14 protein-coding genes are annotated in these 15997 nt (G+C 54.7%); 9 read left to right on the top strand and 5 right to left on the bottom strand.

Annotated elements, in window-relative coordinates:
- Positions 1 to 258: 258 nt before the first annotated feature.
- Positions 259 to 2199 carry a diguanylate cyclase domain-containing protein gene (locus BT142_RS11655; protein WP_175444938.1) on the top strand — a complete coding sequence of 647 codons (1941 nt, stop codon included), beginning with the start codon at positions 259 to 261 and terminating at the stop codon, positions 2197 to 2199.
- Positions 2200 to 2283: 84 nt separating this feature from the next.
- On the opposite strand, the gene BT142_RS11650 is transcribed toward BT142_RS11655, so the two are convergent.
- Positions 2284 to 3951, bottom strand: coding sequence for a L,D-transpeptidase family protein (locus tag BT142_RS11650; RefSeq protein WP_175444937.1), 1668 nt, complete (start codon positions 3949 to 3951; stop codon positions 2284 to 2286).
- A 286-nt stretch (positions 3952 to 4237) separates the two neighbouring features.
- On the opposite strand from BT142_RS11650, the gene BT142_RS11645 reads away from it, so the two are divergent.
- The 6 genes from BT142_RS11645 (at position 4238) to BT142_RS11620 (ending at position 8987) form a co-directional block, all read left to right on the top strand.
- Entirely contained in the window at positions 4238 to 4834 is a 597-nt protein-coding gene (locus BT142_RS11645) for a cytidylate kinase-like family protein (RefSeq protein WP_072418371.1), read from the top strand.
- Positions 4835 to 5000: 166 nt separating this feature from the next.
- On the top strand, positions 5001 to 6236 hold the full coding sequence (locus tag BT142_RS11640; protein WP_072418370.1) for a galactokinase: 1236 nt from the start codon (positions 5001 to 5003) through the stop codon (positions 6234 to 6236).
- A complete protein-coding gene (locus tag BT142_RS11635) occupies positions 6236 to 6820 on the top strand; it encodes a hypothetical protein (RefSeq protein ID WP_072418369.1) in 585 nt (194 codons plus the stop codon). The genes BT142_RS11640 and BT142_RS11635 overlap by 1 nt, the downstream gene beginning before the upstream one ends.
- Entirely contained in the window at positions 6817 to 7380 is a 564-nt protein-coding gene (locus tag BT142_RS11630) for a P-loop NTPase family protein (RefSeq protein ID WP_072418368.1), read from the top strand. The genes BT142_RS11635 and BT142_RS11630 overlap by 4 nt, the downstream gene beginning before the upstream one ends.
- Positions 7352 to 8020 (top strand): tRNA (guanosine(46)-N7)-methyltransferase TrmB, encoded by a 669-nt coding sequence (gene trmB, locus BT142_RS11625; RefSeq protein ID WP_072418367.1) that lies wholly within the window; start codon positions 7352 to 7354, stop codon positions 8018 to 8020. Before BT142_RS11630 ends, trmB begins: the two co-directional genes overlap by 29 nt.
- Before the next feature lie 16 nt (positions 8021 to 8036).
- The gene (locus BT142_RS11620; protein ID WP_072418366.1) at positions 8037 to 8987 is read left to right on the top strand and encodes a hypothetical protein; all 951 of its coding nucleotides are present in this window, start codon (positions 8037 to 8039) and stop codon (positions 8985 to 8987) included.
- A 56-nt stretch (positions 8988 to 9043) separates the two neighbouring features.
- Here BT142_RS11620 and glpK read toward each other — a convergent pair whose 3' ends face one another.
- From glpK to BT142_RS11600, 4 genes are all read right to left on the bottom strand, one after another.
- A complete protein-coding gene (gene glpK, locus BT142_RS11615; RefSeq protein ID WP_072418365.1) occupies positions 9044 to 10531 on the bottom strand; it encodes a glycerol kinase GlpK in 1488 nt (495 codons plus the stop codon).
- Positions 10532 to 10880: 349 nt separating this feature from the next.
- Positions 10881 to 11828, bottom strand: coding sequence for a biotin--[acetyl-CoA-carboxylase] ligase (locus BT142_RS11610; protein ID WP_072418364.1), 948 nt, complete (start codon positions 11826 to 11828; stop codon positions 10881 to 10883).
- A gap of 12 nt (positions 11829 to 11840) precedes the next feature.
- On the bottom strand, positions 11841 to 12860 hold the full coding sequence (gene mtnA / locus BT142_RS11605) for an S-methyl-5-thioribose-1-phosphate isomerase (protein WP_347497668.1): 1020 nt from the start codon (positions 12858 to 12860) through the stop codon (positions 11841 to 11843).
- Positions 12857 to 13711, bottom strand: a complete 855-nt coding sequence (locus tag BT142_RS11600; RefSeq protein WP_072418362.1) for a purine-nucleoside phosphorylase — start codon at positions 13709 to 13711, stop codon at positions 12857 to 12859. Before BT142_RS11600 ends, mtnA begins: the two co-directional genes overlap by 4 nt.
- 446 nt (positions 13712 to 14157) lie before the next feature.
- On the opposite strand from BT142_RS11600, the gene BT142_RS11595 reads away from it, so the two are divergent.
- Both BT142_RS11595 and BT142_RS11590 read left to right on the top strand, forming a co-directional pair.
- Positions 14158 to 15651, top strand: a complete 1494-nt coding sequence (locus tag BT142_RS11595; protein WP_072418361.1) for a flotillin family protein — start codon at positions 14158 to 14160, stop codon at positions 15649 to 15651.
- A 157-nt stretch (positions 15652 to 15808) separates the two neighbouring features.
- The coding region (locus tag BT142_RS11590; RefSeq protein ID WP_139275802.1) for a hypothetical protein at positions 15809 to 15997 on the top strand (189 nt) is incomplete at its 3' end.

Genomic DNA, 15997 nt, shown 5'->3' with positions numbered 1-15997 from the left:
TAAACAAACGGCTGCGGCTATGTCTCCGCGGCCGTTTAGTATTTTGGTATAATCTCATATTTTTCCAGCCGCAACAAACGATTTTGTTGTGTTCTTCGGCGTAAATTTACTCAATGAACATCCTCAGTACATATCTTAGACACAATTATTATATAAAATTATAATAGCTATATCCCTGTCATGTCTTCCCAGACAGCGGCTGCGATCACGAAAAAGTGCATCGGCGATATAGCGATACCGACACAAGGGGGCGGTCTTGTGAAAAGAAAACTGATAGGACTAATAACTGCGAATCCCGAGGCTGTTTACCAGCAGCACGTTATGGAAGGCGTGTTTTCCCAGTGCGTCAAATACGGCTATGATGTTGCTGTGTTTGCACCTCTGATGCAGGCTTGTTCCGACTTCGAGAGTTATCTGAACGGCGAGGTCAGGATATTTGACCTGATAGATTTTGACAGGCTGGACGGCGTTTTTGTCGCGACCATTTCTCTGGCGGAAGCCAATACCGAATGGGTGCGCGACCGCGTCGCAGAGCTGATAAAGGAAAAGTGCAGCAAACCCGTCGTGGCTTTCGACCTGCCGCTGGGCGACCTGCCTGCGGCGGCGAGCGTTGACGATGCACCGTCTTTCGAGAAGATAACGGCTCACCTTATCGACAACTGCGGCAGACGGAACATCTACTATCTGGGCGGTCAGGCGGACGCGGAAGTCACTCACCGCAGGCTCAGGGGCATCAGGAACGAGCTTGAAAGACGCGGTATGGAGCTGCGGGACGACCACATCTTCTACGGTAACTTCTGGTACAACGGCGGCGAAGAACTCGCCGAGAAGATAATCAGCGGCGAAGTGCCCATGCCCGATGCGGTCATCTGCGCCAACGACCACATGGCTATCGGTCTGGTGAACAAGCTGCTCAAAAACGGCATCAACGTTCCGAGACAGATTTCCGTCACGGGATTTGACGCTACTCACGAAGCCGCGCTCAACGAGCTCAGCATCACCACCTACATCCCCGATATAAGCATGGCGGCTGCCGAGGGTATCAACATCCTCGCAAGGCAGATAGACCCCGATGCGGAAATCATCCCAGCCCTTCCTAGCGAGGAGAACGGGCTCAGGGTATGCGCAAGCTGCGGCGGCAAGGAGAACATCACCTACATCCGCAAGCGTCTGTACGACTCGCTGTTCAACGTCACCTTCAATCCCTACGACCTCGACCAGTTCGACGACGTTAATATCGGCAGATGGCTCGACAGCTATATGCTCGAAAAGCTCACAAGAGCCGCCGACCCCGAGGAATGTCTCAGGGAGATAGGCGAGACCGACTACCTGCTCAAACCCTACAAGGATTTCTACCTCTGTCTCAATGAAAACTGGCTGACCGCTCTGCCAAACGAGAGTTTCAGCCGCAGGATGAAGAACGTCATCCACTCGCGGTCGTTCAGCGATTTCGACGAGGTGGAGAAGAACCGATTCTGCTCGGACAGCAGGGCTGAACTCTTCGACGTGAAGCTGCTTCACCCCGAGATAGACCGCGAGCACGACGAACCCCTGGTTTACTACTTCTCCAGTATACACTTCCTGGAAACCCTGCTGGGATATGCGGTGCTGGTCTGCCCGCTGGCTCAGAAAAAGCGCATCGGCATCGTTTACCGCAACTGGGTGAGAAACGTCAACAGCGCACTGGAGATGACGAGAGTCCGCACCAAGCTGACCATGTACTCGGAATTCGACGCCATGACAGGGCTGATGAACCGCCGCGGAATGGAGCACAGACTGAAGGGTATGCTCGGAAAGTCGCCCATGATGTTCGCCTGCGTGCTGGATATGGACGGTCTGAAATACATCAACGACAATTTCGGTCACGCCGAGGGCGACAACGCCATCATCGAGCTTGCTCACGCAGCGCGTTCGATAACGATGCCGGGCGAGATTTGCATCCGCGCAGGCGGCGACGAATTCTTCATCCTCGGAAGCGGCACCTACACTCCGCAGGAGCTTGAAGAACGCCTGCTGTCCTTCCTCGACGTGCTGAACAAGTACAACGAGACCAGCGGCAAGCCCTACAACGTAATGGCGAGCGCGGGCTTCGCGCTCGGGAACGCCGACACTACCGACGCGGTTGAAAAACTGCTGCACGACGCCGACACAAAGATGTACGATCAGAAGGTCGAGCACAAAAGACAGCGTAAGAACTGAGATAAAGCAGTCCGAAAATACGGACTGCTTTTTTACTGTAAAAAACATCCCCGAAAGCAGACCGCCTTCGGGGATATGTAAGTCTTATGAGATAACTGCGGGAAGCGTCTTGTAGTACATAACTACGGGGGTGCCGAGGGGCACGTTCTCGTATACGTACTGAGCGTCATAGTAGCTCATGTTGATGCATCCGTGGGAGCCGTCGTACTGGTAGATGGTGCCGCCGAAGCCGTATCTCCATGTAGAGTCGTGCATACCGATGCCGACTATCGCGATGCGGTTCCAGTAGTTGCAGGTGGTGTCCCACTGCTCGCCGTCAGCGTTGCGGTCCTTCATGCGGTAGTTGGTGTCCTTCTGCCAGAGCTTATACACGCCGGGAAGAGTAGTTCTTGCGGCAGAGGTCGTCTGACCCGATACCACGTAGCCCTCTTTCTTCTTCTTGCCGTCCTTGTAGTACCACCACATCTGATTGGTGAGGTCTACTTCAAGGTAAGTCTTGCCGATGTCGTCGTTCTCCGACCTTGCCTCGGGAACGCCCGTGAACTCGAAGTTGCCGTCCTTGTAGTATACAGGCTCGACCTTCTTGCGGTTCTCTCCCTTCTTGATGATGCCGATCAGCTGCTTGCAGCAGGCCTTTTGATCGAGCCACCAGCCGTACTTCGCGTCGGAGCTGGGGGGAACGGTTATCTTGCCGAGCTTAGTAGCCTTGAACTTTCTCGGCTTGTTGTAGGTATCGTACTTATCGGCGAGTTCCTCGATGTACTCCATGCACTTGTCCTCGTCGATAGTCCATGTACCGTCGCGCTTCACCTTCACCATCTTCGCGAGCTTCTTGCCCGTGAGCTTTTCCTTGGTATAGTTGAAGTCGTAATTGATCTCCATGTTCCAGAACTTATTGAGGGTCTCTATCTTGGCGTCGTAGTCGCCCTTTACAGTCTCGGGAGGGATATAAGCCTCGGTATCGGCCCAGTCAACGGTGTAGACCGCGTTGTCGAGCTGATGCGCGATGGAAGACTTGAGGGTATCCATATCGAAAACGTCGCCCTGAACTTCGGGAACGACATAGTAACCGTCGTCGCCCGACTTTATCTGAGCGTTCTGGTTTTCCTCACTGCCCCAGTCGGCGTCTTCTATCTCGCTCATGAGAGCGTCATAGTTGTAGGAAGCAACATCGCTGAAGTTGTAGTCGGTCCTTGTCAGCAGAAACGAGAACCAGCTCTTTCTGTCGATGTCGTTGTATATCTTCTCAAGCTCTTCGGAGTAGCTGTACTTGTAGCCGATATTGCTGAGCGAGAGGTCTACCGTATTGTCAGTAGGAGTTTTGACCTGTATCGAAGAGGGCACTTCGCTGTGAGCGAACATCCGTTCAGCCTCTGCGAAGGTCTTTCCGCCCACATCCTGACCGTTGACGAAGGTATTGGCTGTGAACCTGTTCTTGTAATATATGAAACCGAGCCAGTATACCATAACTATCAGCAGAAACAGGAAAAGCACTGCCAGCAGAGCTATGACGGGAGCTTTTGATCTCTTTTTTCTCCGTCTTACAGCCGCCGCCTGTCCCCTCTGTCCCGAAGGTCTGTGAGAGGGTGATGAAGAGCTTCTCGGTCTCGTGCCCGTGCCCGAAGAGCCGCTTCTCGGGCGCTGTCCGCTGCCGCTTCCGCCGCGTCCCGATGATGATGTTGAATGCGTTCTCTGACCCGCCTGTCTTCCCTGGGAAGGCGGTCTTTTGGGATTTGCTGCCGTTTGTGACATTATTTCACACTTTCCTTCCGTTTCCTCTTGGTTTTTACGTTCTCCAACAAGTTTCGACATCTATTATAACATACTATTTTTAAAAATTCAAGCCCCTTTCTAAACTTTTGGTATTTTGTAATTTATCTGTAATTTGAGTGATAGCTATGTGTAAAGTGTAATAAATTGTAACCTTACCGTAATTGAATATTTACATAAAGTATACTATAATTATTATAGTGATATTGCACAGGGCAGTCCTGCGTATTTCCCCGCGGATGCCTTTCGACAAAAGGAGGGATACTAAATGGCAAAGATCAGGGCTATTGCTATAGAAAGACAGTATTGCAGCGGAGGACGCGAGATCGCAAAGCTCACCGCGGAAAAGCTCGGATTTGAATTTTACGACAAGGAGCTCATGATGCTCACTGCCGAGAAAATGGGCGTCGAACCCGAGATAATCGAGAAGTACGAGGAGACCCTGCAAAACCCGTTCTTGTCCATCTCTTTCAAGGGCAGCAGCGACAGGAAAAAGAATATGAGCGAGACTATCTTTGAGGTGCAGGCCGACATCATCACAAAGCTCGCAAGAAAAGCTCCCTGCGTTATCGTGGGACGCTGCGCTGATTACATACTCAGGAACAATGTGCCCACTCTGTCGGTGTTCGTTTACGCTCCCCCCGAGACAAGGGTCGCTCATGCTATGGAATGTCACGGCATCCCCTATGACGATGTTGCAGCCACTCTGCGCAAGATGGACAAAAAACGTGCCGAATACTACAAGCTCAACACCCGCAAGGAATGGGATTCAAAGATAGGTTACGACCTCTGCCTCAACAGCAGCAGGCTCGGTCTCGACGGCGCAGCTGTCATGATCGCAAACTACGTTTCTTCAACGTTCTGATAAAGCAGCTTTTAACGGGAGGGCATACCCACGCTCTCCCGTATTTTGTTCACCGAAACTGTACATTACGGTCATGCTCATTTCGCGAAAAAATATCGAAAACCTCTTGAAATGAGTTTTGAAATATTGTATAATATAAAGGATATATCTAATCGGAGGTAAATATATGATACACACTCTTAAAGACATATACGGACAGGCTGCCGTTGACGCTCAGGCCGAGCGCTACAGGAATGCGGCTGCGGAATTTGAATCGATGTTCGGCAAGAAGCCCGAACGTTTCTTCTCCGCACCCGGACGCACCGAGGTCGGCGGAAACCACACCGACCACAACTGCGGCTGCGTGCTGGCGGCAGGCGTGTCGCTAGACGTTATCGCGGCGGTGACACCCACCGACGACGGCATCATCCGCATCAAGTCACAGGGCTTCCCGATGGACACCGTTGACCCTGCCGACACCGACATCAAGGACGAGGAAGAGAACAGCTCGGCGGCTCTCATCAGAGGCGTTGCGGCAGGTATGCAGAGGCGCGGCTACAAGGTGGGCGGCTTCTCGGCGTACACCACTTCCAACGTGCTTAAAGGCTCGGGTCTGTCCTCGTCGGCGGCTTTCGAGGTGCTGGTGGGCACTATCCTCAGCGGTCTCTACAACGACTTCAAGGTCTCCCCTGTGGAGATTGCTCAGATTGCACAGTTCGCGGAGAACATCTACTTCGGCAAGCCTTCGGGTCTGATGGATCAGATGGCTTCCTCGGTGGGCAGCTTCATAACCATCGACTTCAAGGACGTTACCGCACCTGTTATCGAAGCGATAGACTTCGACTTCGAGGCCAGCGGTCACAAGCTCTGCATCGTTGACACGAAGGGCAGCCATGCCGACCTGACCCCCGATTACGCCGCTGTTCCCAGCGAGATGAAGGCGGTGGCACAGTACTTCGGCAAGAACGTCCTGCGTGAGGTGGAGCGTGCCGACGTGGTGGCGCATATCCCCGAGCTGAGAGAGCGGCTCGGCGACAGAGCCGTCCTCAGAGCAATGCACTTCTTCGCAGACAGCGACAGAGTCAGCAAGGAAGCGGCAGCCCTCAGGAGCCACGATTTCCGCAGGTTCCTGACCCTCATCAACGAGAGCGGCGACTCCTCTTACAAGTACCTCCAGAACATCTACTCGTCGGCGCACCCCGAACAGCAGGGTCTTTCTCTGGCGCTGAACCTCGCAGAGGCAGTCCTCGCAGGTGAGGGCGCTTGCAGAGTACACGGCGGCGGCTTCGCAGGAACGATACAGGCATTCGTCCCCGACCACAAGCTTGAGCTGTTCACTCACCGCATGGAGAGCGTGTTCGGCAAGGGCAGCTGCTACGTGCTGTCCATCAGACCTTTCGGCGGAACAGAGGTGCAGCTGTAATGGCTTTTTTCGATAACCAGATGATAGCACGCGCGATGCAGAAGCGCGACAAGACAAGAGTCGCACTCAGAAAGTCCGCGTGCGGAGCAGTGCTGATTGACGGTATGCCCTTCTCGGTAAGCGTCGAGAGCGACGGGGCTGCGAACAAAAAAGGCGTGATGCTCGTCATCGCAGGGGACGCCGTCGAGAACGGCGACCTGACCGTGGATATGTTCGATGTGACTTTTCCCGACACTATGGGCAAGCCGCGCACCATCAAGCGCAAACCCGAACTCTACGAAAAAAAAGAGGGCGGACAGGTCCTCAGACTCTGGATGCCCGAGATAAACATCCCTGCCTGCGACGACCCCGACTCACTGACGGGCGTTCCGCGGACCGAGGAAATGCTCATGAACGCGACTGCGCACCAGATGGTGTTCAGGTTCACCCCCCGCTACTCGGGCAAGGACAGTGAGGTCATGATAAACATCTATCCTCACGTCAACCCTCTGGACGGCAGCTGCACAGAATGGGTGACACTGACATCCGACAAGGATTTCTTCGAGCACGGCGGACTTGCGAAGATAATGCGGAAGAAAAAATGAACCGCGTCATCGTGTTAGGCAGCCCGGGCGCAGGCAAAAGCACCTTTTCGAGGGCGCTTGCGGAGATAACGGGTCTGCCGCTGTATCACCTCGACATGATATGGCACAGGCCCGACCGCACGAATGTGAGCCGTGAGGAGTTCGACAGGAAACTCGCGGAGATACTTCGTTACGACCGCTGGATCATCGACGGGAATTATAACCGCACCATACCCGTGCGGCTGGAGAAGTGCGACACCGTTTTCCTGATGGACTTCCCCGTTGAGGTGTGCCTTGAAGGTGCGGCTGAAAGGGTCGGAAAGAAACGCCCCGATATGCCCTGGGTCGAGCAGGAGCTTGACGCGGAATTTGAACAGTTCATCAGGGATTTCCCGAAAGACTTTCTGCCGAACATCCGCGAACAGCTCGCACAGTGCGGCAAAAAGGTCACCGTTTTCCATTCGAGGGACGAGGCGGACGAATACCTCGCATCAGCAGGAAAAAACTGCATCCCGTGCGAAACATACAGGACAGATAAAGGAATAAAAAAATATGAGAATGAGAAGAAAAAAGCACCTTGAAGACAGGCTCGCGGCGTGCGGCGACATGATAATCTACATGGACAGGGACGACCGCGATTACCGTATCAAGGACAGCGAACATATGATAGACCCCGTAAAACTCTTCGGCAACGACAAGCCCGTGGTGCTTGAAGTCGGCTGCGGAAAGGGTCAGTTCATCCGCGAGCTCGCAAAGCGTGAGCCGCAGTTCAACTACCTTGCGGTGGAGAAGGCTTCAAACGTGGTGGTGGACGCCGCCGAGCAGACCATCGCCGAAGGGATAGAGAACATCCGCTTCATGAGAGGCGGTGCGGAATACCTTGACTGCTACATCCCGCAGGGCATCGTGCAGCGCATCTACCTGAATTTCAGCTGCCCCTTTCCGAAGAAGAGCTACGCAAAGCACAGGCTCACCCACCGCAATTTCCTGAAGATATACGAGGGACTGCTGGTCAAGGGCGGCGAGATCCACCAGAAGACCGACAATATGCAGCTCTTCGAGTTCTCGATAGCGGAATTCTCGCAGAGCGGATGGGGGATACAGAACGTTTCCCTTGACCTGCACAACTCGGATTTTGAGGGCAACATCGTGACCGAGTACGAACGCCGCTTCACCGAGATGGGTATGCCGATATACAGGCTCGAAGCCTACAAGCTGTAAATTCGGAGACAGTAACATGAAAAGATCACACATCGCGGCTGTCTGCGCCGCTGCCGTCTTAGTGATGGGCGGCTCTGCCGTGTACGGGCTACGCAGCAAGAAAAATGCGGAAAATATGCCCGCGCCGAAGAAAAACACTTCCTCACAGACCGATGAGACCATCCCCGTGAGCCTGAAACCCATACTCACCGAGGGATACACCGACGACGACCGCCGCTACGGCTACGAAGTGCTGTACAGGCAATACGGCATCACCATCACTGTCGATGAGCTGAAAAGGAACGGTTCTTCCTACGATCTGGTGCTGAACATCAAGAACGACAGCGATCACAGGATGAACGTGTTCAGCAGCTACATCGCACCCAACAGCTACACCAGCACCGCTGAATTTGACGTATACGTCTACCCTCAGAGCGAGATACAGACCACGGTCGAGAACATCAACGACCTTATCAGCGTAAGAGCCGCCATTACGGACATCCGCATGAAGATCGGCGTACACGACGAGACGGAGGACGGCGAATACCTCTACAGCGACCAGATACACACCTACTTCGATCTGGAGGGTTCGGTGCCAAATCACGATTCAAGCGACTACGTGGTGTACGACGCGATGGATGATGCGGGCGTAAGGCTGTGGTACGACTCGAACTATCCGATGACCGACGACGACCAGAATAAGATCGGCAGGATAGTAAGATTGTACATCGAGAACACCGGCGACACGGATATCATTTTCAGGGTGAACGATCACACCTGCTATTCTGGGGATACGGTGGTGGATATGGAGAATAATCTCCGCAATTCCGTTCCTGCCCACACGGGTCACTATATTCTTATGAAATTCTACGCGCCCGAAAACGACCCGAATGCCGATTTCGACAGGCTGGTTTTCTCATCGGAAATACTCGATTACGACAACTTCTCAACGATAACCTCGGCAGAGGATATCACGATTTCTCTCTGATAAATACAAGGCACTTTTGTCAATCACGACAAAAGTGCCTTTTTACTGTTATACGATCATTCTTCCGCCCAGCCCTTGCTCCTGCCGATGGCTTTGTGCCAGCCCGAAAGGAGCGACTCGCGCTGTGAGGGGGACATATCGGGGGTGTATGTGCGGTCTATCTCACGGGCGGATACGAGCCCCGAGGCATTCTCCCACAGACCCACCGTGAGCCCTGCGAGATACGCCGCGCCCAGTGCCGTCGATTCGTGGTTTTTCGGCTTTACGAGCTTTCTGTCCAGAATATCGGACTGAAACTGCATCAGGAAGGAATCCCTCGAAGCGCCGCCGTCAACGTTCAGTTCGCTGATGCGCACCCCAGAATCGCTCTCCATGGCGGTGAACAGATCTGCCGACTGGAAGGCGATGGACTCCTGCGCCGCACGGATGATGTGCTCGCGCTTGGTGCCGCGGGTGATGCCGACGATGGTGCCGCGGGCGTACATATCCCAGTAGGGTGCGCCCAGCCCCGTAAAGGCAGGTACAAGGTACACGCCGCCAGAGCTGTCCACCTTCCGTGCGAAGTACTCCGCGTCGCGGCTCTCGGAAAACAGGCGCATCTCGTCGCGCAGCCACTGGATGACCGCTCCACCGACGAAAACGCTGCCCTCAAGCGCGTACTGAACGGGATTTCCGCGGAGAGTGGCGGCGATGGTCGTCACCAGTCCGTTCTCACTCGTCCTGCGCTCGCTGCCCGTGTTCATCAGAAGGAAACAGCCCGTGCCGTAGGTGTTCTTCGCGCTGCCTGCCTCGAAACAGCCCTGCCCGAAAAGCGCCGCCTGCTGGTCGCCAGCGTCTCCTGCGATAGGCACAGCCGCTCCGCAAACGTCCGCAACACCGTAGAAATCCCCCGAACTCTTGACTTCGGGGAGCATCGAACGCGGTATGCCGAAGAGTTTCAGCAGGTCGTCGTCCCACTCGCAGGTGTTGATGTTGTAGAGCATCGTCCGCGACGCGTTGGTGCGGTCGATGGCGTGGGTCTTGCCCCCCGTCAGCTTCCAGATGAGCCATGTGTCCACCGTGCCGAACAGAAGCTCGCCACGCTCCGCCTGTGCGCGTGCGCCCTCAACGTTGTCCAGTATCCAGCGGATCTTCGTGGCGGAAAAATACGCGTCTGGCACAAGCCCCGTCTTTTCGCGTATCATCTCGGTCAGACCGTCGGCTTTCAGCTTCTCGATGAGCGGCGCGGTGCGGCGGCACTGCCACACGATAGCGTTGTACACAGGCTTCCCCGTGCTTCGCTCCCACACGATGGTCGTCTCGCGCTGGTTGGTGATGCCAACCGCCGCGATGTCCGAAGGGTTGATGCCGCTCTTGGCTACCGCTTCCGTGACCACCGAATACTGCGATGACCATATCTCCATCGGATTGTGCTCGACCCAGCCCTCCTTCGGATAATACTGGGTGAACTCCCTCTGAGAGATCGCAGTGATGCGCTGCTCCTCGTCAAAAAGTACCGCCCTCGAGGACGTGGTCCCCTGGTCAAGTGAAAGAATATACTTCATACACTATGCTCCTTTCTGCTCCCGACGGGGGGGGCGAAAACTACGGGTTTTACCGGGGGAAACCTTTCTGAAGAAAGGTTCTCCCCCAGACCCCCTTCCAAAGACTTTTAATATTGTCATCATATAGATGTGTTCGGGGAGATAGACTCTCGCCGCTTCAAAAGATGTCTACTTGCCTTACCGCTTTCCTGCACTCATGAACGTCTTTTTGGCAAGGGACAGACTATTGAAAAAATAGAACTACAACCTTCTCGACTTGCACAATATAAAGAAGAAACACCCACAAGCCAAAAAGTATTAAAAATTTTAGGAAAGGGGTCTTCCCCCAGTCAGTCCCGCACTCTCCCCGTTAGAAGCGCAGTATCTCGCCGTGGGAGAAGGTCTGGCGGCCGTCGGGGGTGTCGAGGACGAGTTCGCAGGCGTCGCCTATGCTGACGACTGTGCCGCGGTATTCGCGGGAGCCGTCGGAGAAGAGTATCTCGCGTCCGATCAGGAAGCAGCCGCTTCGGTACTCGTCCATGAAGCCGTCGGGCTTTTCCTCGGCGATCGAGAAGAACTCCGAGATCATCTCTGCCGCGAGTTGGTTCCTGCGCACTTTCACGCCGAGTGACGCGGCTTTTTCACGTATGCTGTCGGGGAAATCCTCGGTGGTGATATTCACGCCGATACCGACTATCATCCGACGCACCTCGCCCGTCTCGAAATCCGTTTCGGCCTCGGTCAGGATGCCTGCGACCTTCCGTTCGCCGATGTAGAGGTCGTTTATCCACTTTATCTGCGGTCGGATGCCGCAGACTTTTTCAGCCGCCCGCGCCGCCGCCACAGCCGCCATCGCCGTGTAGACCACAGCTCTGTTCAGCTGTTCGTGAGGATAGAAGACAATCGAAAGGTACAGCCCCGTTTTCGCGGGGGAATAGAACTTCCGCCCGAAACGTCCGCGCCCCGAGAGCTGACTGTCCGCCACGAACACCGCAGGCTCGCTCGGGTAGTCCATGCTCAGCTTTTTCGCCTCGTCGTTGGTGGAGCCGACCTCCTTCGCAACAGCGAGCCGCGAGCTGCGCAGTTTCTCGGGCAGAAAACTCCGTATGCCCTCTTCCGAAAGAATGTCGCTGCCGTCAGTCAGCCGATAGCCCTTGCGCCCGACCGTTTCGACCGAGTGACCCTCTTCTTTCAGCGCGTTTACCGCCTTCCAGACCGCATTTCTCGACACGCCGAAACGCTCGGCGAGCATACTTCCCGACAGCACTTCGCCGTGTTCGCTCTCCATCAGCGAAAGAATGTCGTTTTTCAGAGCCATTTTCTCACCCTCTCAGCCAAAGTAGTACGGATAGCGCAGTATGCCGTTCTCGGTGATTATCGCCGTGATGAGCTCGGCAGGGGTCACGTCGAAGGCGGGGTCGCGGAAACCGATGCCCTCGGGGGCGGTGCGCTGTCTGAAATACAGCTCGGTTATCTCACTGCCGTCGCGCTCTTCCACCACGATGTCCGCACCCGTCTTGCAGCTCCTGTCGATGGTGGAGCCGGGGCAGCAAACATAGAACGGCACTCCGAAATGATGCGCCGCCACAGCCGCGCCCAGCGTGCCTATCTTGTTGGCGGTGTCGCCGTTTGCCGCCACGCGGTCGCAGCCCACCATCACCGCGTCTATCTCGCCGCAGGACATGAGCCACGCCGCCATGTTGTCGCAGATGAGACTGACGTCGATGCCTGCGTTGTGCAGCTCGTAGGCGGTGAGCCTTGCGCCTTGCAGCAGCGGACGGGTCTCGTCCACCACCGCCGAGACTTTGAAGCCCCTTTCAGCGGCAAGCAGCAGCGCCCCCAGCCCCGTGCCGTAGCGCGAACAGGCGAGGGCACCTGCGTTGCAGTGGGTCAGCACCCTGTCGCCCTCGTGCAGGAGCGACAGCCCGTGCTCGGCTATCGCCTTGCAGGTGCCGATGTCCTCAAGATGGATGCGCACCGCTTCATCGGCGAGGCCTTCCCTGCCCGACCTTGCGGCACATCCGAGCTGACGTTTCACCGCCCACGAAAGGTTCACGGCGGTCGGGCGCGAGGAGATGAGGTACTCCCCAAGCCGCGTCAGCTCGTCCATGAAACCCTCGTCGGGGATGCTCTTCGCAAGCACCGCCATGGCGTACCCTGCGAAGATGCCGATGGCAGGTGCGCCCCTCACCCGAAGGGTCTTTATCGCCTCGAACATCTGCTCGGCAGTCGTGAGGGTCAGATATTTCAGCTCGTTGGGGAGCAGGGTCTGGTCGATTATCACGACAGCACTTCCGTCCCCGGAAAGGCGGACACTGTCCATTTTATTGTACACTATTTCAGGCATCATATCTCCCTCGTTTTCAGATGAGCCGAGATGTTCACGATGCTCTCGGAGATGAGCGCCTTGAAACGCGGAGCGGCTTTATTGGCGGTCTCCTGGACCTCATCGTGAGTGAGCGGTGTCGGGCTGATGCCTGCCGCCTGATTTGCGACGCATGAGATGCCGCACACCAGCACACCTGCGTGACGGGCGGCAATCGCCTCGACCGCCGTGGACATTCCCACCGCGTCAGCGCCCAGCGTACCCAGCATACGTATCTCGGCAGGGGTCTCGAAGGACGGACCCGTCAGCTGCGCGTAAACGCCCTCTTTAAGCGGAACGCCTATCTTCTCCGCCGACGACTTTATGACATCGCAGAGCCCGTTGTCGTAGACGTTCGACATATCAGGGAAGCGGGTGCCGAGCTCCTCGACATTCGCGCCGATGAGCGGATTCGGGACGAAGGACGCGATGTGGTCACGGATGAGCATGAAGTCACCAGCGCCGAGCTCGGGCGAAATGCCACCCGAAGCGTTGGTCAGAAACAGCACTTTAGCCCCCATCATCGCCAGCAGACGTGCAGGCATGACAACGTCGGTCATGGGGTAGCCCTCGTAATAATGCACTCTGCCCTGCATGACCGCGACCTTCACGCCGCCCACCGTTCCGAACACGAAACGACCCTTGTGCCCGATGACCGTCGAAACGGGAAATCCCGCGATGTCCTTGTACTCAACGACAGCTTCGGTCTCGACGCGCTCATCCGCGAACGCCCCCAGCCCCGACCCCAGCACCAGCGCGACCTCGGGAACAAAATCCGTCTTCCTGCGAATGGACGCGTACGCAGATTCGAGCTTCTGGTATGTATTCAATTTCATGGTATTTACCTCCGAATTACTTTAAGGCAACACCGCGCAACCACCGGCTCGCGCCTTTGCACATCATATGCTTGCATAAATTCCGTCATATTACCCAAATTCGGCTTGATGGGCGCCAGCCCATCTGCGCCTCATTTAGGTAATCTGACGAAATTTCTGACTTCGCATCTGACGCACAATGGTCGTGCGGTGTTGCCTTAATCTCTATTTGAGCGTCTGCGGGTGTTCTTTTTGGAAACCCGCAGGGACATATTTGTTACAAAATAATTATATCATACCATTCAAAATCTGTCAACAGTCATAAAAATTTCTACCGTTTCACAGGGTTTCAGTACCTCGATAAAAGTTAATTCACTATTGACAAGATTTTCGCTTTATGATATAATTATGAGCGTAGGGACACGAAATCGTTAACGGTGTCCCCTTGGAGAAAAGGAGGCATACATATGGATTGGATCCAGGAGAATCTTGGTACGATCGGCATTATCGCAGGCATCATCCTGCTGATAATCATCGTCGTTTCGGGTTACTGCAAGGCACCGCCCGATGAGGCATACATCATCTCGGGTCTGAGAAAGCGAACACTTATCGGCAGGGCAGGCATCAAGGTGCCTTTCCTCGAAAGACTTGATAAACTGAGCTTAAAGCTCATTTCGGTAGACGTCAAGACCGCTACAAGCGTTCCGACCGCCGACTACATAAACATCAGGGTAGATTCGGTCGTTAACATCAAGATCTCTGACCGCTCCGAAATGATCGCGCTGGCAGCTCAGAACTTCCTGAACCAGAACTCGAACTACATCTGCGGCGTTGCACGCGAGGTACTCGAAGGTAACGTTCGTGAGATCGTAGGTCAGATGGGCTTGCAGGACATGGTAAACGACCGTAAGAAGTTCGCTGAAAAGGTTCAGGAGAACGCTTCTCCCGACCTGGCGGCTATGGGTCTTGAGATCGTTTCGTTCAACGTTCAGAACCTGACTGATGAGCAGGGACTTATCGAGAACCTCGGTATCGACAACACCACAAAGATCCAGAAGACGGCGGCTATCACCAAGGCTGAGGCTGAGAGAGATATCCAGATCGCACAGGCTAAGGCGAGCAAGGAATCCAACGACGCAAGAGTTCAGGCTGAGACCGAGATCGCACAGAAGAACAACGAACTCGCTATCCGCAAGGCTGAACTGAAAAAGCAGTCGGATATCAAGCAGGCTGAGGCAGACGCTGCTTACGACATCCAGAAGCAGGAGCAGAGAAAGACTATCGAAGTAACAAGCTCGATGGCGGATATCGCTAAGACCGAGCAGTCGGTACTCTTACATGCTAAGCAGGCGGAAGTTCAGGAGCAGGCACTCAACGCCGAGATCAAGAAGAAAGCAGATGCAGACCGCTACCGCAAGGAGCAGGAGGCGCAGGCAGCGCTCTTCCAGCGCTCGAAGCAGGCTGAGGCGGAGCTGTACGAGACACAGAAGGAAGCAGAGGCTCAGAAGGCTAAGGCTGAAGCGATGAAGTTCGCAAAGCTCCAGGAAGCCGAGGGTATCAGGGCAGTCGGTGAGGCAGAGGCAAACGCCGTAAAGGCTAAGCTTCTCGCTGAGGCTGAGGGTCTTGACCGCAAGGCGGAGGCTATGCAGAAGATGCAGGAAGCAGCGGTATTACAGATGTACTTCGAGGTGCTCCCGCAGATCGCAAAGGCTATAGCAGAGCCGCTCGCAAGCGTAGACAGCATCACGATGTATGGCGAAGGCAACACCGCAAAAATGATCGAGGACATCACAAAGTCCACAAATCAGGTGAGCGCGGGAATGCTCGACGGCATCGGCATCGACCTCAAGTCTATGATAAACTCCTTCGTTACGGGTAAGGCTATCGGCATGGGTATGAACCCTCCCGACAACACCACACCCCCGACAGCACCCACACCCACCACTCCCACCGAGTCGTAACGGAAAGCAAACGCTTAAAAACAAAAGAAGGGGCTGTTGCACCCCAAAAAGAAAGAAAAAGAGCTTAGCGAACCCCGAAAGGTATAGCTAAGCTCTTCGTTTTGTGGTATAATTTAATTGCGAAAAAAATAACCCACGAAAGGATTGTACCATAAAAATGAGAAATTGTCAAGTACGTCTTAACATGAATTATGAGATCTACATCGAAGAAAGCTCACCGGTCAGAGTACTGGGCAATGTGATAGACGAGATCTATTCCAAAGAAGATTACACGATACAGAGCAAGTGGAACGGCGCTGTGCCCGAGGATATCATGATGAAAATACTCATTTACGGCTACATGAAC

The organism is Ruminococcus sp. YE71 (assembly GCF_900119155.1).
Taxonomy (GTDB): domain Bacteria; phylum Bacillota; class Clostridia; order Oscillospirales; family Ruminococcaceae; genus YE71.
Note: the sequence above shows the minus strand (reverse complement) of the source record. Positions and strands in the feature narration are given on the sequence as shown.